Here is a 24,499-nt window from a genome sequence, read left to right as displayed (position 1 = left end):
CCAAGTTTGCGCGAATGAGGACAAGTGTTATGGGTAAGAATGTCGTAGTCCTGGGCACCCAATGGGGTGATGAGGGCAAAGGCAAGATCGTTGATCTGCTGACCGAACATGCTGCCGCCGTAGTGCGCTACCAGGGTGGCCACAACGCTGGTCACACCTTGGTGATCGATGGCGAAAAAACCGTCTTGCACCTGATCCCATCGGGTGTGCTGCGCGAAGGTGTGCAGTGCCTGATCGGCAACGGTGTGGTGGTTGCACCCGACGCTCTGCTGCGGGAAATCATCAAGCTGGAAGAGAAAGGCGTACCGGTGCGCGAGCGCCTGCGTATCAGCCCGTCCTGCCCGCTGATCCTCTCCTACCACGTAGCGCTGGACCAGGCGCGTGAAAAGGCCCGTGGCGAACTGAAGATCGGTACTACCGGTCGCGGTATCGGCCCGGCTTACGAAGACAAGGTTGCACGTCGTGGTCTGCGCGTAGGCGATCTGCTCAACATGCCGCGCTTTGAAGCCAAGCTGCGTGAGCTGGTGGAATACCACAACTTCATGTTGGTCGGGTTCTACAAAGAGCCAGCCATTGACTTCGACAAAACCCTGGCCGAGTGCAAAGAATACGCTGAACTGCTCAAGCCGCTGATGCTGGATGTGACTGCCGAGCTGCACGACCTGCGTCGTGCTGGCAAAGACATCATGTTCGAAGGCGCCCAAGGTTCGTTGCTGGACATCGACCACGGCACCTACCCGTACGTGACCAGCTCTAACACCACCGCTGGCGGCGTTGCTACCGGTTCGGGCGTTGGTCCTATGTTCCTGGACTACATCCTGGGTATCACCAAGGCTTACACCACACGCGTAGGTTCGGGTCCATTCCCGACTGAGCTGTTCGACGAAGTCGGTGCGCACCTGGCTAAACAAGGTCACGAGTTCGGCGCGACTACTGGCCGTGCTCGTCGCTGTGGCTGGTTTGACGCCGTTATCCTGCGTCGCGCTATCGATGTGAACAGCATCTCGGGCATCTGCCTGACCAAGCTGGACGTGCTCGACGGTCTGGAAACCATCAACATCTGCATCGGCTACAAAGATGCCGAAGGTAAGGACGTTGCCCCGACTGATGCTGACAGCTACATTGGCCTGCAGCCGGTGTACGAAGAAGTGCCGGGTTGGACAGAGTCGACCGTGGGTGCCAAAACCCTGGAAGAGCTGCCAGCTAACGCCCGTGCTTACATCAAGCGCGTTGAAGAGCTGATCGGTGCGCCGATCGACATTATTTCGACGGGCCCGGACCGCAACGAAACCATCGTTCTGCGTCACCCGTTCGCTTAATAAGTCGTTGATGTAAAACACAAAGGCCCCTGAATTGGGGCCTTTGTCGTTTCTGCCTGCCGGACGGCACGACCCTTGCTGTGAACTTCATTAAGCGCATCGCTTCCAGCGTGCCATCAATTTAATGGCGTTAAAGCAGAGGGATTCTAAGTGTCGGCCGTTCTCTCATTGTTACAAAGCCGTTTATTGCGGCCCGTGTTCGTTACTCTAGGTATCGCACTGTTGGTGCAGGTGCTGGTGGCTGTCGCCCTGACCCGGAGCACAGTGACCGCACTGGAAGCCGATCTGGGTGTGCGCCTGGGTGCCGACAGTCAAAAACTTTCCGGTGAGTTGGAGCAAGCGGGGCGTGAAGTCACGTCAAGCCTCGACAGCCTCTCCACCAGTACTCGTCAGCGCCTTACGGCGGGCTTGTCCTCGCGATTGAAAGACGAGCAAGCGCAGCTGCGTGCGACGCTGGAGAAGGATCTGAAGGACTCCGCCAATGATATGGCGCAGCTTTTGGCTTCGGTCGCACCCCGCGCCATGTGGGACAGCGACGTTCCCACCCTGTCCGAATTCGCCCGCCGGGCTCAGCGTAATCCCAACGTGCTGTTTGTGGTCTACGACGACGCGACGGGGCAGCATCTGACGCGCTACCTCAACCGGGAAAACCCGATCAACAAAGCCCTTCTGGAAAAAGGCCAGGGCGAACGGGCGCTGGACAAGGTGCTGGATGCGGCGAAGAACGATCCGTCAGTCTATTACCTGGAAGCCTCGATCAATCCTAACGGCGTGGAAATCGGCAAAGTCTTGATGGGCGTCTCGACCGCCTCGGTGGAAACCGATCTGGCGGCGCTGGACAAACGCTTCTCGGCGCTGATCGCCAGCAGTGATCAATTGGTGGGCGACAGCCTCAAGGGCGCGGCAGCTGACAGCGCAGCCGCGATGGGTGCGCGCTTGCAGTCGGCGCAATCCACGGCCTCTGAAATGCAAGCCAACACCACCAGCACTGTTCAGGAAGCGGCGGGCACTTTGCGCTGGCGCATCGGCATGGGCCTGGCGCTGGTCGGTTGCGGTGTGCTGCTATTGCTCGCGGTGGTGCTGGGACGTCGGGTGGTCAATCGCTTGAAATTGCTCATCGCTGCCATGGACGACCTGGCGGCGGGCGAGGGCGATCTGACCAAGCGCGTGCAGATCAACAGCAAGGACGAAATCGGCGACATGGCCTCGGCGGTCAATCGCTTTGTGGATAAGTTGCAGCCGATCGTGCGCGAAGCGGGCGATGTGGCTCAGCGTACCGGTGTGGAAATCGGCGCCATGACTTTACGCAATGCCGGGGCCGATAAAGCGGCGGGCATGCAGCGCGATGAAGTGGCCGAGAGCCTGCGGGCGTTGTCGCAAATGGCTGACGAAGCCCAGTCTGAAAGTCATGCCATGCAGGCAGCTTTGCAGCAAGTGGTGGATATTCGTTCGGCCACGGATGAAAACACGCGGACCTCGGCAAAAGTCGGCAGCCTGATCGAGGCGTTGGCCGGGCAAGTCGACACCGGGGCGAAAGTCATCGAGCGGCTGGCGCAGCAGAGTGAGCAGATTGAAGTGGTGCTGACGGTGATTCACGGGATTGCCGAGCAAACCAACCTGCTGGCGCTGAACGCGGCCATCGAAGCAGCGCGTGCGGGCGAGACCGGTCGCGGGTTTGCTGTGGTGGCGGACGAAGTGCGGGCGCTGGCGAGCAAGACGCAAAGCTCCACCGGCGACATTCAGGCGCACATCGTTGCTTTGCAACAAGGTGCGCGTGAGGCGGTGGCCGCGATCGGTCAGGCTGGGCGTCAAGCCAGTGAAGGTTTGCTGGTACTGCGTGACAGTGCGCGGTTGCAGCAATCGGTGCAGGCGTCGGTCGAGCAAGTTCATGCGGCGATAGGTCTGGCAACGCAGGCCGCGGCGCATCAGGCGCAAGGCGCGCAAGCGGTGCGCGGTCGGGTTGAAACCATTCATGCACAGGCTGAGAAAGCGGCTCAAGCGGTGGTGGAAACCACGGCCAGCGGCAAGGTGCTGGATGGCTTGGCGGCGCAGTTGAAGGCGAGTCTGGGGCAGTTCCGGGCCTGATAAATCCTGAAGATCAAAAGATCGCAGCCTGCGACAGCTCCTACACAGGAATATGCGTTTCCCTGTAGGAGCTGCCGCAGGCTGCGATCTTTTGCTTTATCAGCGGCTCAGATACATCCGAGTCGTAAGCAAATAAACCGGCAACCCCGACACCAAAATCAACAACGCCGCATAAGGCGCCGCCGCCGCAAACTCCACATTCGCGGTATGCGCCCAGACTTCCGTCGCCAGCGTATTGAGCCCGGTCGGACTCAACAGCAACGTCGCCGTCAGCTCCTTCATCGCATCCAGAAACACCAGCGCAAACGCTGCGCCCAGTGCTGGAAATATGATCGGCAACGTCACCCGGCAAAACGCGCTGAAGGACGACGCTCCCAGCGTGCGTGCAGCCTCTTCCAGTTGCGGCGCAGCCTTGTTCAGTGCCGTACGAATTGGCGCTTGAGCCAGCGGCAAAAACAACAGCGCATAAGCGATCAGCAGCAATGCCGACGTCTGGTACAGCACCGGCACATAGTGCAGGGCGAAATACACCAGCGTCAGCGCGATCACCAGTCCTGGCAGCGCATGCAGCAGATACGGCAAGCGCTCGGCCCAGATCGCCAATTGGCCTTTGTAGCGCACCACCAGCAATCCCACCGGCACTGCCAGCACCAGGCACAGCGCCGCGCCGCCCAGCGACAACGCCAAAGACGACAACAGCGCCTCGCTGATCGCAGCTACCGGGAACGCAGCCGACGCACCCACTGCCAGCCAGTACGCAAGCATCCCCAGCGGTATACCGCTGCCGATGATCGCCAGCGCCAGGCAATAAAGTTGTCCGGCAGCAACCCAAGGCCCCAGCCGAACCTGTTCCGCATGCCGAGCCGCGCCCTGACCGGTGCGCACATGTCGGCCCTTGCCGCGTACGCGCAGCTCCAGCCACAGCAGCATCAGACACAGCGCCAGCAATACAGCGGAAAGCATCGCCGCATTCGCGTTACTGAATTCCAGTTCGAACTGTTGATAGATCGCGGTGGTAAAGGTTTGCAGTCCGATGATCGACAGCGCACCGAATTCCACGAGCATGTGCAGGGCGATCAGCAGTGAGCCGGCGAGTAGTGATGGCCAGAGCAGCGGCAGGGTAATTCTGAAAAACACGCCCCAACGATTCTGCCCCAGTGTGCGGGCGGATTCTTCGAGGGAGGGATCGAGATTGCGCAGGGTCGCTGCGACCGGCAGAAAGATCAGCGGGTACTTGGACAGGGTCATCACCAGAATCGCCCCGCCCAAGCCTTCGAAATGAGCGCTCAACGAAACCCAGGTGAAACTGCTGACAAATGCCGGCACCGCGAACGGCAGGCACAGAATCACACCCCACAAGCGCCGTCCCGGCAAGTTGCTGCGCTCAAGCAGCCAGGCCAGCGACAGGCCGATCACGCCACAGGCGAGCGTCACACCGACCATCAGCGCCAGGGTGTTGCGCAGCAGGCCAAACACATAAGGGCGCCACAACAAATGCAGCGCTTCAGCCCAACCGGCCTGCCAGGTTTTGAGCCCGACATATGCCAGGGGCAACAGGCTGAGCAACACCAGCAGCAAAACCGGTAGCAGCAGCCAGATCGATGGCCGCTTGCGCCGTGGCACATAACCCCTGCGCGCGACGGGGGCGGATAACGATGCGCTCATCAGTTCAAGCCAACGTCACGTTCCAGGTCCAGGGCTTCTTCGGCATTGCCGAGGTCGGCTGGCGTAACCTTCGGTGCTTCCAGCTCGCTGAACGGCTTGAGCCCGCGATCCGATTCCATGCCTTTGTGCAGTGGATATTCGGCGGTGGTCTGGGTGATCACGCGCTGACCTTCTTCGCTGGCCATGAAAGCGAGGAATTGCTGGGCTTCTTTTGGATGCTTGCTGGATTTCAGCACGGCGGCACTGGAAACAGTGATCAGCCCGCCGACGTCGCCGCCGGTGAAATAATGAAGTTTCGAATCGAGCTGGCCCTTTTCACGCTGCAAGGCGAACCAGTAATAGTTGTTCACCAGTACGGTAGCGACTTCGCCGTTTTCCACCGCCTTCAGTGCAACCATGTTGTTGCTGTAAGTCTTGCCGAAAGCACGCAACCCGGTCAGCCATTCTTCGGCCGCGTCCATGCCGTGCACTTTGATGATCGCCACGGCTTGTTCCTGAAACGCGCCGCTGGTGGGCACGAAGCCGACCTTGCCTTGCCATTTCGGATCGGAGAACTCCATGACCGACTTGGGCAGCTCTTTTTCATCGATCAGTTTCGGGTTGAAGGCGACCACGCGGACCCGTGCGGTGACACCGATCCAGGTGCCGTTGCCGGCGACGTAGTCTTTGGGCAGAACGGCAAGGGTGGCGGCATCGGTCTGCGCCAGCAGGCCTTGTTCGCCGAGTTTGTTCAGTGGTGGCGATTCTTCGGTGTAAATCACGTCGGCGGGGGAGCGATCTCCTTCTTCGACGACCTGGCTGGCGAGCTGGTTGCTGCTGCCTTTGCGCACATTGACGTGAATCCCGGTCTTGGCTTCGAAGGCTTTGGCGATGGCATCGCCGACCTCTTTGTGTTGACCGTTATAGAGTGTCAGGGAAACCGGTTCGGCGGCTTGGGTGAGGGGAGTGGTGAGTGCCAGGCCGAGCAGAGTTATGTTCAGACCGCGGCGCAGGGTATTTCGAAACATCATTCGCAGGGTTCCTCACTGTCGCATTGCAATAACTTGCAACAATGATAAACGATATTGTTTCTCAAGTGCGCCTTGCAGGGCTGGGAAGTGTTTGATAGAGCGGCTGGTGGTGATCTCTGTGGCGAGGGGATAAATCCCCTCGCCACAAGAAGGTCTTTCACTCAGGGAGTAGTGGTTTGATTTTTGAAAGGCCAGAAACGCAAAAACCCGCTTTCGCGGGTTTTTGTGAAATTTCAGATCGACTCTGAAATTTGAATTGGTGCCCAGAAGAAGACTCGAACTTCCACGACCTTGCGGTCACCAGCACCTGAAGCTGGCGTGTCTACCAATTTCACCATCTGGGCATAATCTTCAGCGTTGCCGCTGTTGATGTGGCGCACTATACGGAGAGCTTTTTGATCTGTAAACCCCTGATTTAGTTTTAATAAATCAGAGGCTTAGAATGCAAAAAACCCGCTTTCGCGGGTTTTTGTGTGAGCCTTGAAATTGAACTAATCTCAAGCTCGAAATTGGTGCCCAGAAGAAGACTCGAACTTCCACGACCTTGCGGTCACCAGCACCTGAAGCTGGCGTGTCTACCAATTTCACCATCTGGGCATTATCGACGATGCGTCTGCGTCGTCGATGGCGCGCACTATACGGAGCGTCTTTTTAACTGTAAACCCCTGATGTCGAAAAAACCTGGAAAATTTTACCAGTGGCATTTAATTCAGCTTTGCGCTGTCGATAAAGGGCTTTAGATGGGCTGTTATAGCCTGAAATTTCCCGTTTCATTACGCCTATGCCAAACTAACCCGCATATAGACAAGGTGAAAACTCTCTAATGGCCGATTGGCAGTCCCTCGATCCCGAGGCCGCTCGTGAAGCGGAAAAATATGAAAACCCTATTCCTAGCCGCGAACTGATCCTTCAGCACCTTGCTGATCGGGGTTCGCCTGCTAACCGCGAGCAGCTGGTCGAAGAGTTTGGTCTGACCACAGAAGACCAGATCGAAGCCCTGCGCCGCCGTCTGCGCGCCATGGAGCGCGACGCTCAACTCATCTATACCCGTCGCGGCACCTATGCGCCGGTCGACAAGCTCGACCTGATCCTGGGCCGCATCAGCGGTCACCGTGACGGTTTCGGCTTCCTGGTCCCGGATGACGGCAGTGACGACCTGTTCATGAGCCCGGCGCAAATGCGTCTGGTGTTCGATGGCGACCGTGCGCTGGCCCGTGTTTCAGGCCTTGACCGTCGGGGTCGCCGCGAAGGCATGATCGTCGAAGTGGTGTCCCGTGCTCACGAGACCATCGTCGGCCGTTACTTCGAAGAGGGCGGTATTGGTTTCGTCGTTGCGGATAACCCGAAGATCCAGCAAGAAGTGCTGGTCACGCCGGGCCGTAACGCCAACGCCCAGATCGGTCAGTTCGTCGAAGTGAAGATTACTCACTGGCCGACGCCACGCTTCCAGCCGCAAGGCGACGTGGTTGAAGTCGTGGGCAACTACATGGCGCCGGGCATGGAAATCGATGTCGCCCTGCGTACCTACGATATTCCTCACGTCTGGCCTGAGGCTGTGCTGAAAGAAGCCGCCAAGCTCAAGCCGGAAGTCGAAGAGAAAGACAAAGAGAAGCGCATCGACCTGCGTCATCTGCCGTTCGTCACCATCGACGGCGAAGATGCGCGCGACTTCGATGATGCGGTCTACTGCGAAGCCAAGCCGGGCAAGCTGCGCCTGTTCTCCGGCGGCTGGAAGTTGTACGTGGCGATTGCCGACGTTTCCAGCTACGTGAAAATCGGTTCGGCACTGGACAACGAATCCCAGGTTCGCGGCAACTCGGTGTACTTCCCCGAGCGCGTCGTGCCGATGCTGCCTGAGCAGTTGTCCAACGGCCTGTGCTCGCTGAACCCGCACGTCGATCGCCTGGCCATGGTTTGCGAGATGACCATCTCCAAGTCCGGCGAGATGACCGACTACTGCTTCTACGAAGCGGTGATTCACTCCCACGCTCGCCTGACCTACAACAAAGTCAGCGCAATGCTGGAAACGCCGAAGATCACCGAGGCGCGTCAGCTTCGGGGTGAGTACAACGACGTTCTGCCGCACCTCAAGCAGCTCTACGCACTGTACAAAGTGCTGTTGGCCGCTCGTCACGTGCGTGGCGCGATCGATTTCGAAACGCAGGAAACCCGGATCATCTTCGGGACCGAGCGCAAGATTGCCGAAATCCGTCCGACCGTTCGTAACGATGCTCACAAGCTGATCGAGGAATGCATGCTGGCGGCCAACGTGGCCACCGCCGAATTCCTGAAAAAGCACGAAATCCCTGCGCTGTATCGCGTCCACGATGGCCCGCCACCGGAGCGTCTGGAAAAACTGCGCGCCTTCCTTGGTGAGCTCGGCCTGTCCCTGCACAAAGGCAAGGACGGCCCGTCGCCGAAGGATTACCAGGCACTGCTGGCGAGCATCAAGGATCGTCCGGATTTCCACCTGATCCAGACCGTCATGCTGCGTTCGTTGAGTCAGGCGGTGTATAGCGCCGATAACCAGGGCCACTTCGGCCTGAATTACGAAGCCTATACCCACTTCACTTCGCCGATCCGCCGCTACCCGGACTTGCTCACGCACCGAGCGATTCGCAGCGTCATCCATTCGAAAATGGACACCCCGCACGTTCGCCGTGCTGGCGCGATGACCATTCCGAAAGCGCGCATTTACCCGTACGACGAAGCGATTCTGGAACAGCTCGGCGAGCAGTGCTCGATGAGCGAGCGCCGTGCCGACGAAGCGACCCGAGACGTCGTGAACTGGCTCAAGTGCGAGTTCATGAAAGACCGTGTGGGCGAGTCGTTCCCGGGCGTGATCACTGCCGTGACCGGTTTTGGTCTGTTCGTCGAGCTGACCGATATCTACGTCGAAGGCCTGGTGCACGTCACCGCGCTGCCGGGCGATTACTACCACTTCGATCCTGTGCACCACCGCCTGGCCGGTGAGCGTACCGGTCGCAGCTTCCGTCTTGGCGATACCGTTGAAGTGCGCGTGATGCGCGTCGACCTCGACGAGCGCAAGATCGACTTCGAGATGGCTGAAAAAACCATCAGCGCGCCGATCGGTCGCAAGAAGCGCGGGACTGAAACCGCTGCACCCGCTGCCCCTTCTGCAAGAACCGCTGCAGAGCCGGCCCCGGCTAAAACCGGTCGTCGTCCTGCCAAGGAAAAAGCCGTAGAAGCCTATCGCCCGAGCGATGCCGCGGCGAAAAATGCTGAATTGCGCAAAAGCCGCGAAATGAAGCAGGCGTTGCTGTCTGACGCGAAAAGCGGCGGTAAAGCGGCGTCTGGGGGAAAGACCGGACGGTCGGCGCCTGACAAGGCTCCCGGCGGCAAGCCAGCCAAACCGAGCAAACACCGTAAAGGCCCGCCAAAAGCGGGTTCTGCTCCAGCTGCCAAAAGCGGCGGGGCGCGTAAACCGAAGGCCAAGTCATGAGTAATCTGGAAAAGATCTACGGCGTGCACGCTGTAGAAGCCTTGCTGCGTCACCACCCAAAACGCGTCAAGCAGATCTGGCTGGCCGAAGGCCGTAGTGATCCGCGCGTTCAGACGCTGATCCAGCTGGCTAACGAAAATCGCGTGGCCGTCGGCAACGCCGAACGCCGTGAGCTGGATGCCTGGGTTGAAGGCGTGCACCAGGGCGTGGTGGCGGACGTGAGTCCAAGCCAGGTCTGGGGCGAAGCGATGCTCGACGAGCTGCTCGATCGCACCGAAGGCGCGCCGCTGTTGCTGGTGCTCGACGGCGTGACCGATCCGCACAACCTCGGCGCTTGCCTGCGTTCGGCCGATGCGGCCGGTGCGTTGGCGGTGATCGTTCCAAAGGACAAGTCAGCCACGCTGACCCCGACGGTACGTAAAGTGGCCTGCGGCGCGGCGGAAGTGATTCCGCTGGTCGCCGTGACCAACCTGGCGCGCACCTTGGAAAAACTCAAGCAGCGCGGCTTGTGGGTTGTCGGTACGGCGGGCGAGGCTGAGCAGAGTCTGTATCAGCAAGACATGACTGGCCCGACCATCCTGATCATGGGTGCTGAAGGCAGCGGCATGCGTCGCCTGACTCGCGATCTTTGCGATTATCTGGTGCACCTGCCGATGACCGGTAGCGTCAGCAGTCTCAACGTGTCTGTGGCGACTGGTGTTTGCCTGTTCGAAGCTCAGCGCCAGCGCAGCGTCAAAGCCGCCGGAACCGGCAAAAAGCCCTGATCCAGTTGTAATCCCTGTGGGAGCGAGCCTGCTCGCGATAGCGGAGTAACATTCAGCATCAATGTTGAATGTTGTATCCCCTTCGCGAGCAGGCTCGCTCCCACAGTAGTTTGTGGCGAGGCAAAATTTGGTGTGCGAATGAACTGTTCAAATAATCACCAATTGCCTTGCACCTCTTCTGTCCCTTCTCTACAATTGCGCCCCTTGCTGTGACGGCAGGCACGCATGTGTCTATCGCAAGCAAGTCCATAAGTGTCATTCACTCCTTGTCTGACCGCTTTTGAGCGGCAGGCTACAACCCGTAAGGAGCATTCATGCGTCATTACGAAATCATCTTTTTGGTCCACCCGGATCAAAGCGAGCAAGTCGGCGGCATGGTAGAGCGTTACACCAAGCTGATCGAAGAAGACGGCGGCAAAATCCACCGTCTGGAAGATTGGGGCCGTCGTCAACTGGCCTACGCAATCAACAATGTTCACAAGGCTCACTACGTGATGCTGAACGTTGAGTGCACTGGCAAGGCCCTGGCCGAGCTGGAAGACAACTTCCGCTACAACGATGCAGTGATCCGTAACCTGGTCATCCGTCGCGAAGAAGCCGTTACCGGCCAATCCGAGATGCTCAAGGCTGAAGAAAACCGCAGTGAGCGCCGTGAGCGTCGCGACCGTCCTGAGCACGAAGGCGCTGAAAGCGCTGATAGTGATGACAGCGACAACAGCGATAACGCTGACGAGTAATCCACGGACCTTTTAAGGAGCCTATCAAATGGCACGTTTCTTCCGTCGTCGTAAATTCTGCCGCTTCACCGCTGAAGACGTGAAAGAGATCGATTACAAAGATCTCAACACTCTGAAAGCTTATGTATCCGAGACCGGCAAAATCGTTCCAAGCCGCATCACCGGTACCAAAGCACGTTATCAGCGTCAGCTGGCCACCGCTATCAAGCGCGCCCGCTTCCTGGCCCTGCTGGCCTACACCGACAGCCACGGCCGCTGAGACCGGGCAGTCGACACGTAGCAAAGGATTGAAAGCATGCGTGCCATAGCTGAGTTCATCATGCGCGGCCGTATGCAGGCCACTCTGGTAGTGGCTGGATGCGCAACATTGCCGTTGTTGTATTGGTTGGGTGCTGCCGCTGGTTGCCTTGTGCTCCTGCGGCGCGGATTGAAGGACGCCCTGGGCGTTCTTGCTCTGGGACTGCTGCCGGCGTTGATCTGGTGGCTTTACTCCGATGACCCACGGGCACTTCTGGTGCTGCTGGGGTCTTGGAGCCTTGCGTTGGTTTTACGCGCAAGCGAATCCTGGAACCGCGTGCTGCTGGTCAGCATAGCGATGGGAGTGGTGTTTTCAGTGGTGCTGGGGACGATTTTTGGTCCCCAAATCGAGATGCTGGCGCAGGCTTTGATAAAAGTCATGCCGTCGCTACTCGGTGATGTCTACCAGAAGTTGTCGGTAGACGAGCAAGCGCGTTTTGCGTCCCTGATCGCACCGGTCCTGACCGGCCTGATTGCGGCCTTGTTGCAAATCGTCAGTGTGCTGAGCCTGCTTGTCGGGCGCTACTGGCAGGCGTTGTTGTACAACCCGGGTGGTTTTGGTCGCGAGTTTCGCGCCATCCGATTCCCGCTTTTGCCGGCGATGTTGCTGCTGGCGTTCATGCTTCTGGGGCCGAATATCGGTCCACAGATGGCCATGTTGACGCCGTTGTGCAGTGTACCGCTGGTGTTCGCCGGGCTGGCCCTGATTCACGGGCTGGTGGCGCAAAAGCGACTGGCCAGGTTCTGGCTGGTGGGGTTGTACGTCACGCTGTTGCTGTTCATGCAGCTGATCTATCCGTTGCTGGTGGTCTTGGCCATCGTCGACAGCCTGATTGATTTTCGCGGTCGTTCGACGCCGAAAGACGTCGATAGCGCGAACGGTGAAGGTTAAAAGTTAAGAGGATTTTCACATGCAACTGATCCTTCTGGAAAAAGTCACCAACCTGGGCAACCTGGGTGACAAAGTGAACGTTAAGGCTGGTTACGGTCGTAACTACCTGCTGCCTTACGGCAAAGCTACCGCTGCGACCGCTGCCAACCTGGCTGCGTTCGAAGAGCGTCGCGCTGAGCTGGAAAAAGCCGCAGCAGATCGTAAAACTTCGGCTGAAAGCCGCGCCGCCCAACTGGCTGAGCTGGAAGTGACTATCACTGCCACCGCTGGTGACGAAGGCAAGCTGTTCGGTTCGATCGGTACTCACGACATCGCTGATGCACTGACCGCCTCTGGCGTTGAAGTTGCAAAAAGCGAAGTTCGTCTGCCGAACGGCACTATCCGCAACGTAGGCGAATTCGACGTAGCCGTGCACCTGCACGCCGAAGTTGAAGCCACCGTACGCGTTGTCGTGGTAGCAGCTTAAGCAGCACTTGTCGGCTGGCACCCTCGGGTGCTTGCCGGTAACATCGGGCACGATCCTGTTTACAGGTCGTGCCCTTTGTCTTTCTGCAGTTCCTGATTTTCACACACTCAATTCAAGTGGCCATGAACGATATCTCCGCACCCGAGCAATACGATCTGCAAACCGCTGCCCTGAAGGTGCCGCCGCATTCCATCGAGGCCGAACAGGCCGTGCTCGGTGGTTTGATGCTGGACAACAACGCCTGGGAACGCGTGCTTGATCAAGTCTCCGACGGCGATTTCTATCGACATGACCACCGCCTGATCTTCCGTGCGATCGCCAAGCTCGCCGACCAGAACTCGCCGATCGACGTTGTGACCCTTGCTGAGCAATTGGACAAGGAAGGTCAAACCTCGCAAGTCGGCGGCCTCGGATATCTTGGCGAACTGGCAAAAAACACGCCGTCCGTTGCCAACATCAAGGCGTATGCGCAGATCGTCCGTGCGCGGGCGACCTTGCGCCAACTGATCGGTATCGCCACCGAGATCGCCGACAGCGCCTTCAACCCGGAAGGCCGCTCGGCTGAAGAGATTCTCGACGAAGCCGAACGGCAAATTTTCCAGATCGCCGAGGCCCGGCCAAAAACCGGCGGCCCGGTGAGCGTGAATGACCTGCTGACCAAGGCCATCGACCGCATCGACACCTTGTTCAACACTGACAACGCCATTACCGGCCTGTCCACCGGTTATACCGATCTCGATGGTATGACCAGCGGCCTGCAACCGTCCGACCTGATCATCGTCGCTGGCCGTCCATCCATGGGTAAAACCACCTTTGCGATGAACCTGGTGGAAAACGCCGTGCTGCGCAGCGACAAATGCGTATTGGTTTACTCGCTGGAGATGCCAGGCGAATCGCTGATCATGCGTATGTTGTCGTCCCTCGGCCGTATCGACCAGACCAAGGTTCGTGCCGGTCGCCTGGAAGACGACGATTGGCCGCGCCTGACATCGGCGGTCAACTTGCTTAACGATCGCAAGCTGTTCATTGACGATACGGCCGGTATCAGCCCCTCGGAGATGCGTGCGCGGACCCGACGCCTGGTGCGTGAGCACGGCGATGTCGCCCTGATCATGATCGACTACCTGCAGCTGATGCAGATTCCAGGTTCTGGCGGTGACAACCGGACCAACGAGATTTCCGAGATCTCCCGTTCCTTGAAAGCCCTGGCCAAGGAATTCAACTGCCCGGTGGTGGCGTTGTCCCAGCTCAACCGCTCCCTGGAGCAGCGACCGAACAAACGCCCGATCAACTCCGACCTCCGGGAATCCGGAGCGATCGAGCAGGATGCCGACGTCATCATGTTCGTGTACCGGGACGAGGTGTATCACCCGGAAACCGAGCACAAAGGCATCGCCGAGATCATCATCGGCAAGCAGCGGAACGGCCCGATCGGTACGTCACGACTGGCGTTCATTGGTAAGTACACCCGCTTCGAAAACCTGGCGCCGGGCAGCTACAACTTCGACGACGAGTAACGTCGAGGGTGTCGACGGTTGATAGCTGTGTTTCAGGCGAACAGGGCTCTGATCGCTGGCTCGTTGTAGCCATAGTTCCAGCGCAGTTCGTTGTCGACGGGTATGTCGTCGATGGCAAAGAACGCATACAGCAGGTAGTTTTCCTTGCGCCCGCCTTGGGCTTGAACCTCCACGTCAAACGGCACGGCTTCGACGTTGTAACCCGCAGCGGCCTGTCGCGCCGGTTTGCCCTGCTTGTACTCAAAGATTGTGTTCATTCGGGACAGTACGTTGTCTCCCGACAACAGAACGCTGTGACGCTTGGTGGGGGTGAACAGCTTTGCGGGCAGTACGTCGATGAGGAACGGGTCCTTCCTGGCAACACCGACATAACCGGGTATCAGCCCTCCGCCATAGACCCCAAGAATCTCCCCTTTAACCAGCGGTTTTTTGCTGCTCACCATGTCTTGCCCGATCAAGGTCCTTTCTTCCGGTGACTTGCAGTCGGCTGCGGTGAATTTGCGTAGCGCCAATTTTTCTTCGTACAGATTGGCAACGCCTTCGAAGCCTTCCCATTGAATGTAAGGCTTGACTGCTGCAGCCCCATAGCGGGTGCCGCCATAAGCAGATTTGGCCTGTTGCTGAATTTTTTTGATGCGCAACGGTTGCCCTTGCAGATCCCTGAGAGGGTAGCGGCCGTTGTTGGCGCGATCATAGCCACCGAGAGTGTTGGGGGCCTGTTGAAAGGAACTGATGCGGGACATGCGGTCGCGTTCGGCGGCAGTGAATGGCACAGGCATGATGTATTCGCTGGCGCTGTGATAGCTGTCGCTTGTCTCCTCCGGGATATCCAGGTGTCTTGACGAGCCAACGCCCGGAGTACCGCCCGGTAATCCCATATCGGAATCGATCTCCCAGCCGCCCCCAACCTTTTGTCGTACGTAGGGCTTGTACGCTCGATAGGGGCTGCGCGCATCAATGGCTTGCCAACCCGGTTTGGCGTACCGCACCTGATAGTACAGGCGGTTTTCCAGCACGTAGTATTTGTACATGCCACCTTGCAGGGGGGGCTGTTCATAGATTCCGTCTGCGCGTAGCGACAGGTTCGTCGGTGTTTCTTGTCGGGCAAACAGGGTGTCAAGGGGGAAGCCCGGGTTTACGGGCCCGGTAGCCCATGACGCAGTACCTTCCCGAATAGCCAGAGGTTGTTTGTGCAGACGTTCTATGGCGTTGTTGAGCGCGCTCTTCACACGGTCAGACCACCGGTTGTCATCTCTGCCCAAGGCAAGGCGTTGAGTTTCGGGCAGGACCGCTTTGATCGAGTTGTAGAGGTCGGCCGGTCCATCAAGCGGATTTCCCGCGGCATCGTAAGCCCTGTACTGCGCGCCTTCTCGAACCAGAACTCTGCCATGAACGGCTGTGTCACTGCCGACGCTGCTCAGCAATTTGCCGTTGAGGGTTCTATCGCGCATTTCGATACGCACTGAGTCGGCCCAGTTGGGCAATTGCTCAAGGCTCGTGAGGATGAGTTGGTCGGTGCTAAGAGGGCGAGCGGAATCAAGATAAAGACCCTCATAAATACGTACTGTTTCAACTTCTCTGGAGTACTCGGCTGCTTCTTTTCCCATGAGCGGCGGTAACTGTTTTTCTCGCACGATTTGCTGTTCTTCCTGTCGGCTGATGCTGAGCGTCAACTGCTGCAGATAGCTTTTTGGAAGCGTTGGGTTCTTCGTGCGAATGTGTTCCTGTATCAAGGTTTCCGGTTTTTCGGTCAGCGCATAAATCTGTGGGAACAGCAGGTCTTTTGTTGCCGCAAGATGGGTATCGAGGCGCTGCGCCAAGCGCTCTGCGTGAGTGGCAGTGGACGGCGCCAGCCCGTTGAACAGTTCATTGAGCTCATCCGTTCTCAGCTTCTCGACAACGGTGTCTATGAGTTCTCCATTTCTGAGTTGAGCGTAGGTCAATCCAAGTTCGGGCTGTGTTGTGTTGGCGGGGTCACCAAAAGTAAAGAGCGTTTCAGTCCCATCGACGACGGTCAGGCATCGAGTGGTTGGCCAGCCGCTCAGTGTGGTGAGCAGGTGCAGCAAGATGAACGGTGAGTAAGGGCCGGTTTTAGTGCGTTTGCTACGTTCTATCTTGAAATCTTTTATTTCCTGCCTCAAATCAAAGCGCTTCAATACATCGGTCAAGAGTGCGGGCGGGCGTTCAGTGTTCAGATGAAGTTCAGTTAGAGCCAATTTGTTCAATCCGCTGACCAGCAGAATGGGCTCGACGGCTTCTTGTCGGATATTTCGTGCGACAGTGCCAAGGCGCCTGATCAGTTTCAACTCATCCCAAGATGTTGGGTTCTCATGCAGATGACGCCATCCGGCGGCACCGTTGTGTAACATTTGTGGGGTATGCCCGTTTGGGTCGGAGGGGTGTTGCAGTTGCCACTGCTGGGTGGCGATGTCGACCTTTACTTCATAGAAATGGTCTTCCAGTGCTACATAGGTTTTTGCGTTGTGGTGATACAACCCTTGAGCATTGGGGTGGATATTCACAGGGAGTTGAAGTGCCTGACGATAGGGCGTCAGATCGGGGTGCCAGAGTCGTTCGTTATTGTTGCGCAACCTGATTCTTACCAGGTTGGTGGCGAGCCCGGTGGTTTTGATTGCGCCGGCCGTGAGGATGCCCAGGGCAGCGGCGTCTGCGACATCCAGCAGATCATTCAGTGCTTCGTCGGTATCGCCACGACTCCAGGCGGCAACGCCATGATAGACAGAGTTGAGTAACTGCAAGGCTGTTACTGCCAGCACCACTTCACCGATGATCGGTATGAAGGACGCGGCGAAAAATAACAGCGACTCTCCTGCGGCCTCGAGCTCCTGACGTTTTTTCAAGCTGCCGGCGGTGTTGGCATCTGCCGTGGGGACCGCCAGCATGCGAGCGTCAGCTTTCAGGTGAGCAATATGTTGCTTGAAGACCGTTTCATAGAAGTCACCGGCAATATCCACACGCACCAAGGGTTTGGCAAAAGACGGATTACCAAGACGGTTTGCGCCTGACCACAAAGTGCCTGTGGTTAGCGGCGTTCCCTGACGCTCAAACGGAATGAAGCGATTGAAGAATTTCCGGTAGGGGGGTGTGTCCAGTTTAATCGCCAGGGCTGTTTGCAGATCGTTATACGAGTCATATCGTTTGATCGCGTTATCGGGATCATCGGGAATGTAAAGAACGTGTTTAATCTGAGGCCATTTGTCCCGAAACAGCAGGATGCCTGGCAGGGCTGTGCCGTCGAGGGTCAGGTGTGAACAGATCAAGTCCTTGTGGCTGCCGGCGTGGCTCAGTTCGAGTAGTAGTGCGTAAAGATCTGTGCTGATGGATTTCTTCATCAGGGCAATGTGGATCGCCGCCTCAAAGGTATTTTGGTCGTCGTTCCTGATCAGGGCTTTTATCTGGTTTGCCGAGTGAGTGGCGGTTGTTCCCGCAGTCGCAGAAGGTTCCAGTGTTTCGCTGATGTGTCTCTGGTACTGCATGCCGATGTCCAGCTCGCGACAAACCCTGGCGAAGTGTTCTGGGCTGACAGCGCTTTTTTTCTTTTCGCCGAGCCCGGACACATAGATGGCTGATCCCGCTTCAAAACCACCGTTCCGGGCTTCGGAAGGTTCGAAGTTCTGCAGCGCGGCGTCTACAAGCGTTTGTTCGGTGGTTTTATGGCGTGTTTTGATCAGCCCCAAGAGGTGGGAGTTCTTCCACTCGCGTAGCAATGTGGATTTTTCAGCGTCCAGCGATCCCAGGTGTCCTGTGAGCTTTTTGCTCAACAAGGTTCGGGCAAAGTTCAAGGGGTTTTTCAGATCTTCGAAGACGGGGGCCAACGCCTGCCTGGCGGCATTGCTTTTGAGCAGGCAGGCGCGAAACGTTTTGCGCTGTTCAGGTGATCCCTCGACTAGCCAGCCAGGCAGCTTGCTCTGGATGAAGCTTGCATGAACAGATAGGGGCGGCGGGATAGGTGCGGGGACTGTGTTGAGTAAAGTCGAATCGTTCAAGGGCGCTCCGGGGCTCTGGATAAGCCAGCCTGGTAGTTGAAGCGCCAGACTACCCGCGGGATTTTTTCTTGAAGCATATCTATGTAGTGACATGTGCTCAGCGAAATGTGATGTATCGGCCCGGGGCAGACCTGATGGTAAAAGCCGACCGCTGTTGTCGGAATTGGTTATTTTTTGTGCTATATTCCGCCCCCGCGATTTTTCATCTCAACACCGGTCATCGTCATGCAAACAGCCAAGCCGTTATTTGACTATCCCAAGTACTGGGCCGAATGTTTCGGTCCAGCGCCATTCCTGCCGATGAGCAGGGAGGAGATGGATCAGCTTGGCTGGGATTCATGCGACATCATCATCGTCACCGGTGATGCGTACGTTGACCATCCGTCGTTCGGCATGGCAATCATCGGCCGGCTGCTGGAGTCGCAAGGCTTCCGCGTCGGGATCATTGCCCAGCCAGACTGGCAGTCCAAAGACGACTTCATGAAGCTCGGCGAGCCGAACCTGTTCTTCGGCGTCGCGGCCGGCAACATGGACTCGATGATCAACCGCTACACCGCCGACAAAAAAATCCGCTCCGATGACGCCTACACTCCCGGCGGCATGGCGGGCAAACGTCCGGACCGCGCGAGCCTGGTTTACAGCCAGCGCTGCAAGGAAGCCTACAAGAACGTGCCGATCGTTCTCGGTGGCATTGAAGCGTCCCTGCGCCGCATCGCCCACTACGATTACTGGCAGGACCGGGTTCGCAACTCGATCCTGATCGACGCCTGTGCCGACATCCTGCTCTACGGCAACGCCGAGCGTGCGATCGTCGAAGTCGCCCAGCGTCTGTCCTACGGTCACAAGATCGAAGACATTACCGATGTGCGCGGCACCGCGTTCATCCGTCGCGACACGCCGAAAGACTGGTACGAAGTCGATTCCACGCGCATCGACCGTCCGGGCAAGATCGACAAGATCATCAACCCGTACGTGAACACCCAGGACACCCAAGCCTGTGCCATCGAGCAGGAAAAGGGTCCGGTTGAAGACCCGAGCGAAGCCAAGGTCGTACAGATCCTGGCCAGCCCGAAGATGACTCGCGACAAGACCGTGATTCGTCTGCCTTCGGTTGAGAAAGTCCGTGGTGACGCAGTTCTTTACGCTCACGCCAACCGCGTGCTTCACCTGGAAACCAACCCGGGCAACGCCCGCGCGCTGGTGCAGAAGCACGGCGAAGTCGATGTCTGGTTCAACCCGCCTCCGATTCCGATGACCACCGAAGAAATGGACTACGTGTTCGGCATGCCCTATGCGCGCATTCCGCACCCGGCGTACGGCAAGGAAAAGATCCCGGCCTACGACATGATCCGCTTCTCGGTGAATATCATGCGTGGCTGCTTCGGCGGCTGCACCTTCTGCTCGATCACCGAGCACGAAGGCCGGATCATCCAGAACCGTTCCGAAGAGTCGATCATTCGCGAAATCGAAGAGATCCGCGACAAGGTCCCTGGCTTCACCGGCGTCATTTCCGACCTCGGCGGCCCGACCGCGAACATGTACCGCATTGCCTGCAAGACCCCGGAAATCGAATCCGCGTGCCGCAAGCCGTCGTGCGTGTTCCCGGGCATTTGCCCGAACCTGAACACCGATCATTCATCGCTGATTCAGCTGTACCGCAGCGCCCGTGCCTTGCCGGGTGTGAAGAAGATCCTGATCGCTTCCGGTCTGCGCTACGACCTCGCGGTCGAGTCGCCGGAATACGTCAAAGAGCTGGTGACCCACCACGTTGGTGGTTACCTGAAGATCGCCCCGGAACACACCGAGGAAGGTCCGCTCAATCAGATGATGAAACCGGGCATCGGCAGCTATGACAAGTTCAAGCGCATGTTCGAGAAGTACTCCAAGGAAGCCGGGAAAGAGCAGTACCTGATTCCGTACTTCATCGCCGCTCACCCGGGCACCACCGACGAAGACATGATGAACCTGGCCCTGTGGCTCAAGGGCAACGGCTTCCGTGCCGACCAGGTGCAAGCGTTCTACCCGTCGCCGATGGCCACCGCCACCGCGATGTACCACTCGGGCAAGAACCCGCTGCGTAAGGTCACTTACAAGAGCGACGCCGTGACCATCGTCAAGAGCGAAGAGCAGCGCCGTCTGCACAAGGCGTTCTTGCGTTATCACGATCCGAAAGGCTGGCCGATGCTGCGTGAGGCGCTGACCCGCATGGGCCGCGCCGACCTGATCGGGCCGGGCAAGAACCAGTTGATCCCGCTGCACCAGCCGGCGACCGACAGCTACCAGAGCGCCCGTCGCAAGAACTCGACACCGGCCGGCAGCCATAAAGTGGCAGGGGAAAAGACCACCAGGATCCTGACCCAGCACACGGGCTTGCCACCGCGCGCCAGTGATGGCGGTAACCCGTGGGACAAGCGTGAACAGGCCAAGGCAGCGGCATTCGCCCGCAACCAGCAGGCGGCCAAGGATCGCAAGGACGCGGCCAAAGGCAAAGGTCCGAAGCCTGCGCGTAAGCCGGTTGTACCGCGCTAAACCTCGCTAGCTCTGAACAGAACGCCAACCTTCGGGTTGGCGTTTTGCGTTTCTGGCAGAGCAGAACCTGAGTCAATGCCGGAAGGTAGGTTGCGACAACTGGCCTCTTCGCGAGTAGGCTCGCTCCCACAGGGGATCTGCTGTGTACGCTGGATTTGGATATGACATACAAACACTGTGGGAGCGAGCCTGCTCGCGATGAGGCCGGAACAGCCGCTGCAAAACCCGGCTGACGGCTCCCGGTCGCAACATTTCCGTGCAACTCCCCCTAACCAAATTCTCGCATCGCCCGATTTTGGTGCTGTACTGCCACAAGCAACCGGAGAAAGCGCCAGCGCTGCTGGATGGCATAAGTCTTGCGCGCTTTCCAATACGCTTAAGGCTCGCAGGAGGCACGCCGTGTCGATTCATGTCGCATTGCACCACGTCACGCATTACCGCTACGACCGCGCCGTCGAGCTCGGTCCGCAGATCGTTCGCCTGCGCCCGGCCGCCCACAGTCGCACGCGGATACTCTCCTACGCGCTGAAAGTGTCGCCCGAGCAGCACTTCATCAACTGGCAGCAAGACCCCCAGGGCAATTACCTGGCGCGGTTGGTGTTCCCGGAGAAAACCGATGAGCTGCGGATCGAAGTCGATCTGCTGGCAGAGATGGCGGTCTTCAATCCGTTCGACTTCTTCCTTGAGCCCTACGCGGAAAAGATCCCGTTCGCCTACGCCGCGGATGAGCGCAAGGAACTGGCGCCGTACCTGGAAACCTTGCCCCTGACGCCGAAGTTCAAGGCATATCTGGATGGCATCGACCGCACGCCACTGCCTAGCGTCGATTTCCTCGTCGCACTCAATCAGCGCCTGAGTGATGACATTGGCTACCTGATCCGCATGGAGCCAGGTGTGCAAACGCCTGAACACACCTTGGAACATGCCTCCGGTTCCTGCCGCGACTCTGCGTGGTTGCTGGTGCAATTGCTGCGTAACCTCGGTCTGGCGGCGCGTTTCGTCTCCGGCTACCTGATTCAACTGACCGCCGACGTCAAAAGCCTCGACGGCCCGTCGGGCACTGACGTGGACTTCACCGACCTGCACGCCTGGTGCGAGGTCTACTTGCCCGGTGCTGGCTGGATCGGCCTGGACGCAACGTCAGGGCTGTTTGCCGGTGAAGGACACATTCCGTTGGCCTGTAGCCCCGATCCGGGCTCCGCAGCACCGATCAGTGGCTTGGTTGAACCGTGCGAGTGCGAATTCACCCACGAAATGTCGGTGGAGAGGATTTGGGAAGCGCCACGGGTAACGAAGCCCTACACCGAAGATCAATGGCTGGCGATCCAGGCGTTGGGACGGCAGATCGATGCCGACCTGTTGGAGGGTGATGTACGCCTGACCATGGGCGGCGAACCGACGTTTGTTTCCATCGACGATCCGGACGGTGCCGAGTGGAACACTGCGGCACTTGGGCCAGACAAGCGGCGTCTGTCCGCCGAACTGTTCCAGCGCATGCGCAAGCACTACGCCCCCAAAGGCCTGGTGCATTTCGGGCAAGGCAAGTGGTACCCCGGCGAGCAATTGCCGCGCTGGTCACTGAACTGCTACTGGCGCCGCGACGATGTGCCGATCTGGTACAACAGCGCGCTGATCGCCGATGAGCAGGAAGACTACGGTGCCAATGGCGAGCTGGCCGGGCGTTTTCTGGCGAGCGTCGCCGAACGCCTGAAAATCCCCACACGTTTTGTGTTTCCGGCCTACGAAGACAATTTCTATTACCTCTGGCGCGAAGGCACTTTGCCGCAGAACGTCAGCGCCGAAGACTCGCGTCTTGAAGAACCGTTGGAGCGTGCGCGCCTGCGTAAAGTCTTCAGCCAAGGGCTGGCCAAGGTCATCGGTCAGGTCCTGCCGCTGGCGCGCACCGTTAAGGGTGATCAGTGGCAAAGCGGCCGCTGGTATCTGCGCGATGAGCATTGCCGACTGGTGCCAGGGGATTCGCCCCTGGGTTATCGCTTGCCGCTCGGCTCGCAGCCTTGGGTGAAAGCGGCGGAGTACCCGTTCATTCATCCTGTGGACCCGAATCAGGATTTCCCTGCGCTGCCCGACACTGCACAACTTCAGAGCCTGGGCGAGCCTGCGGTTGCTGATGAACGCGTGCCAAAGATCGACGAATCCGCCGACTGGCTGACTCGCACGGCCTTCTGTGCGGAGGCGCGAGAAGGGCGCTTGTACCTGTTCATGCCGCCGCTGGAACGGGTCGAGGATTACCTGGAACTGGTCAGCGCCATCGAAGCGACCGCCGAGGAATTGCATTGCCCGGTGTTGCTGGAAGGCTATGAGCCGCCGAGCGATCCGCGCCTGAGCAATTTCCGCATCACGCCCGACCCGGGCGTGATCGAGGTCAACGTGCAGCCGTCTGCCACGTGGGATGAACTGGTCGAGCGCACCGAGTTTCTTTACGAAGAGGCACGCCAGACCCGACTGACCACCGAGAAATTCATGATTGACGGTCGGCACACTGGCACCGGCGGTGGTAACCATTTCGTCCTGGGTGGCGCGACACCGGCGGACTCACCGTTTCTACGCCGCCCCGATCTGCTGCGCAGCCTGATCAGCTACTGGCATAACCACCCGTCCTTGTCCTACCTGTTTTCCGGATTGTTCATCGGCCCGACGTCTCAGGCGCCACGGGTCGATGAAGCACGCAACGATGCGTTGTATGAACTGGAAATCGCCTTCGCCCAGATGCCTGAGCCGGGCGAGGAGTGCGCGCCGTGGCTGGTGGATCGGCTGCTGCGCAACCTGCTGATCGACGTGACCGGTAACACCCATCGTGCCGAGTTTTGCATCGACAAACTGTATTCCCCGGACGGCGCTACTGGTCGCCTGGGATTGCTCGAACTGCGCGCCTTTGAAATGCCGCCCCATGCACGCATGAGCCTGGCTCAGCAGCTGTTGCTGCGGGCGCTGGTGGCTCGATTCTGGCGCGAGCCTTATGCGCCGCCAAAACTGGCGCGCTGGGGCACTGAGCTGCACGATCGGTTTTTGTTGCCGCACTTTATCGAGCAAGACTTCGCCGACGTCATCGTCGACCTTAATGCCGCGGGTTATCCCGTGCGTGCGGAGTGGTTCGCAGCGCATCTGGAATTCCGGTTTCCAAAAGTCGGTGATTATGCCGTCAGCGGCATAGAGCTGGAATTGCGTCAGGCGCTGGAGCCCTGGCATGTGCTGGGCGAGGAGGGTGCAGTCGGCGGCACGGTGCGTTATGTGGATTCGTCGCTGGAGCGCTTGCAGGTCAAACTCACGGGCCTGCCGCCGCAGCGTTATCTTCTGACCTGCAATGGCATCCCGGTGCCGTTGCAACCCACCGGGCGGGTCGGCGAGTTTGTCGCTGGCGTGCGTTTCCGCGCCTGGCAACCGGCCAACTGCCTGCAACCGACCATCCCGGTCCACGCGCCGTTGGTGTTCGACCTGCTCGACACCTGGATGCAGCGTTCGCTGGGGGGTTGTCAGTACCACGTCGCCCATCCGGGCGGGCGCAACTACGACAGCTTGCCGGTGAACGCCAATGAAGCCGAGAGCCGGCGGATGGCGCGCTTCTTCCGCATCGGACATACGCCGGGGAAACTTCCTATACCCAACTTGGAAATTAACGACGAGCTGCCGATGACACTCGATTTGCGACGTTTCTAAGCCCTACGCGACGCTCGGATTTTTCGTATATCCGAGCGTCATGAGCCTGCGTTAGTCTGACCGTTCTTTGCTG

14 protein-coding genes and 2 tRNA genes are annotated in these 24,499 nt (G+C 58.6%); 11 read left to right on the top strand and 5 right to left on the bottom strand.

The genetic code is table 11. The features are described 5' to 3' along the window. Nucleotides 1–29: 29 nt before the first annotated feature. On the top strand, nucleotides 30–1,319 hold the full coding sequence (locus tag ACYZUA_RS29025; RefSeq protein WP_461961567.1) for an adenylosuccinate synthase: 1,290 nt from the start codon (nucleotides 30–32) through the stop codon (nucleotides 1,317–1,319). A gap of 150 nt (nucleotides 1,320–1,469) precedes the next feature. After that, complete coding sequence (locus ACYZUA_RS29020; protein WP_095127393.1) at nucleotides 1,470–3,404, top strand: methyl-accepting chemotaxis protein; 1,935 nt, start codon at nucleotides 1,470–1,472, stop codon at nucleotides 3,402–3,404. Between the two features lie 99 nt (nucleotides 3,405–3,503). On the opposite strand, the gene ACYZUA_RS29015 is transcribed toward ACYZUA_RS29020, so the two are convergent. The 4 genes from ACYZUA_RS29015 to ACYZUA_RS29000 form a co-directional block, all read right to left on the bottom strand. After that, nucleotides 3,504–5,069 carry an ABC transporter permease gene (locus ACYZUA_RS29015; protein ID WP_461961566.1) on the bottom strand — a complete coding sequence of 522 codons (1,566 nt, stop codon included), beginning with the start codon at nucleotides 5,067–5,069 and terminating at the stop codon, nucleotides 3,504–3,506. After that, nucleotides 5,069–6,079, bottom strand: a complete 1,011-nt coding sequence (locus ACYZUA_RS29010; protein WP_461961565.1) for an extracellular solute-binding protein — start codon at nucleotides 6,077–6,079, stop codon at nucleotides 5,069–5,071. Before ACYZUA_RS29010 ends, ACYZUA_RS29015 begins: the two co-directional genes overlap by 1 nt. 257 nt (nucleotides 6,080–6,336) lie before the next feature. Further along, nucleotides 6,337–6,423 (bottom strand) — tRNA-Leu (locus ACYZUA_RS29005). A 166-nt stretch (nucleotides 6,424–6,589) separates the two neighbouring features. Next, nucleotides 6,590–6,676: transfer RNA gene (locus ACYZUA_RS29000), tRNA-Leu, on the bottom strand. A 226-nt stretch (nucleotides 6,677–6,902) separates the two neighbouring features. Between ACYZUA_RS29000 and rnr the strand changes: the two genes are divergently transcribed. The 7 genes from rnr to dnaB all read left to right on the top strand — a co-directional run bounded on the left by rnr (nucleotide 6,903) and on the right by dnaB (nucleotide 14,215). Continuing rightward, nucleotides 6,903–9,542, top strand: a complete 2,640-nt coding sequence (gene rnr, locus ACYZUA_RS28995) for a ribonuclease R (RefSeq protein ID WP_461961564.1) — start codon at nucleotides 6,903–6,905, stop codon at nucleotides 9,540–9,542. Beyond that, nucleotides 9,539–10,306: a 23S rRNA (guanosine(2251)-2'-O)-methyltransferase RlmB gene (rlmB, locus tag ACYZUA_RS28990; RefSeq protein WP_461961563.1), complete on the top strand. Its 768-nt coding sequence runs from the start codon at nucleotides 9,539–9,541 to the stop codon at nucleotides 10,304–10,306. The genes rnr and rlmB overlap by 4 nt, the downstream gene beginning before the upstream one ends. A gap of 314 nt (nucleotides 10,307–10,620) precedes the next feature. Continuing rightward, nucleotides 10,621–11,043, top strand: coding sequence for a 30S ribosomal protein S6 (rpsF, locus tag ACYZUA_RS28985; protein WP_003217491.1), 423 nt, complete (start codon nucleotides 10,621–10,623; stop codon nucleotides 11,041–11,043). Between the two features lie 28 nt (nucleotides 11,044–11,071). Continuing rightward, a complete protein-coding gene (gene rpsR, locus ACYZUA_RS28980; protein ID WP_002551829.1) occupies nucleotides 11,072–11,302 on the top strand; it encodes a 30S ribosomal protein S18 in 231 nt (76 codons plus the stop codon). A 36-nt stretch (nucleotides 11,303–11,338) separates the two neighbouring features. Continuing rightward, entirely contained in the window at nucleotides 11,339–12,232 is an 894-nt protein-coding gene (locus tag ACYZUA_RS28975) for a hypothetical protein (protein ID WP_461961562.1), read from the top strand. A 19-nt stretch (nucleotides 12,233–12,251) separates the two neighbouring features. After that, the gene (gene rplI, locus ACYZUA_RS28970; protein WP_003197251.1) at nucleotides 12,252–12,698 is read left to right on the top strand and encodes a 50S ribosomal protein L9; all 447 of its coding nucleotides are present in this window, start codon (nucleotides 12,252–12,254) and stop codon (nucleotides 12,696–12,698) included. A gap of 122 nt (nucleotides 12,699–12,820) precedes the next feature. Next, nucleotides 12,821–14,215: a replicative DNA helicase gene (gene dnaB, locus ACYZUA_RS28965; protein ID WP_008157008.1), complete on the top strand. Its 1,395-nt coding sequence runs from the start codon at nucleotides 12,821–12,823 to the stop codon at nucleotides 14,213–14,215. A 32-nt stretch (nucleotides 14,216–14,247) separates the two neighbouring features. Here the strand turns inward: dnaB and ACYZUA_RS28960 are convergent, their stop codons facing one another. Then, a complete protein-coding gene (locus tag ACYZUA_RS28960) occupies nucleotides 14,248–18,222 on the bottom strand; it encodes a dermonecrotic toxin domain-containing protein (protein ID WP_461961561.1) in 3,975 nt (1,324 codons plus the stop codon). A 225-nt stretch (nucleotides 18,223–18,447) separates the two neighbouring features. Here ACYZUA_RS28960 and ACYZUA_RS28955 point away from each other — a divergent pair, with 225 nt between their 5' ends. After that, nucleotides 18,448–20,751 carry a YgiQ family radical SAM protein gene (locus ACYZUA_RS28955; protein ID WP_461961560.1) on the top strand — a complete coding sequence of 768 codons (2,304 nt, stop codon included), beginning with the start codon at nucleotides 18,448–18,450 and terminating at the stop codon, nucleotides 20,749–20,751. 399 nt (nucleotides 20,752–21,150) lie between these two features. Continuing rightward, complete coding sequence (locus tag ACYZUA_RS28950; RefSeq protein WP_461961559.1) at nucleotides 21,151–24,426, top strand: transglutaminase family protein; 3,276 nt, start codon at nucleotides 21,151–21,153, stop codon at nucleotides 24,424–24,426. The last annotated feature ends 73 nt before the right edge of the window (nucleotides 24,427–24,499 follow it).

It is taken from the genome of Pseudomonas sp. LS2P72 (assembly GCF_054897865.1).
The sequence above is the reverse complement of the archived record's forward strand: the minus strand, read 5'-3'. Positions and strand labels throughout refer to the sequence as shown.

Excerpts from the sequence above, each read along its gene's own strand:
- ACYZUA_RS29010 (WP_461961565.1), bottom strand. The coding sequence starts at position 6,079 with ATGATGTTTCGAAATACCCTGCGCCGCGGTCTGAACATAACTCTGCTC.
- rlmB (WP_461961563.1), top strand. The coding sequence starts at position 9,539 with ATGAGTAATCTGGAAAAGATCTACGGCGTGCACGCTGTAGAAGCCTTG.
- rnr (WP_461961564.1), top strand. The coding sequence starts at position 6,903 with ATGGCCGATTGGCAGTCCCTCGATCCCGAGGCCGCTCGTGAAGCGGAA.
- ACYZUA_RS28955 (WP_461961560.1), top strand. The coding sequence starts at position 18,448 with ATGCAAACAGCCAAGCCGTTATTTGACTATCCCAAGTACTGGGCCGAA.
- rpsF (WP_003217491.1), top strand. The coding sequence starts at position 10,621 with ATGCGTCATTACGAAATCATCTTTTTGGTCCACCCGGATCAAAGCGAG.
- ACYZUA_RS29025 (WP_461961567.1), top strand. The coding sequence starts at position 30 with ATGGGTAAGAATGTCGTAGTCCTGGGCACCCAATGGGGTGATGAGGGC.
- rplI (WP_003197251.1), top strand. The coding sequence starts at position 12,252 with ATGCAACTGATCCTTCTGGAAAAAGTCACCAACCTGGGCAACCTGGGT.
- ACYZUA_RS28975 (WP_461961562.1), top strand. The coding sequence starts at position 11,339 with ATGCGTGCCATAGCTGAGTTCATCATGCGCGGCCGTATGCAGGCCACT.
- ACYZUA_RS29015 (WP_461961566.1), bottom strand. The coding sequence starts at position 5,069 with ATGAGCGCATCGTTATCCGCCCCCGTCGCGCGCAGGGGTTATGTGCCA.
- dnaB (WP_008157008.1), top strand. The coding sequence starts at position 12,821 with ATGAACGATATCTCCGCACCCGAGCAATACGATCTGCAAACCGCTGCC.
- rpsR (WP_002551829.1), top strand. The coding sequence starts at position 11,072 with ATGGCACGTTTCTTCCGTCGTCGTAAATTCTGCCGCTTCACCGCTGAA.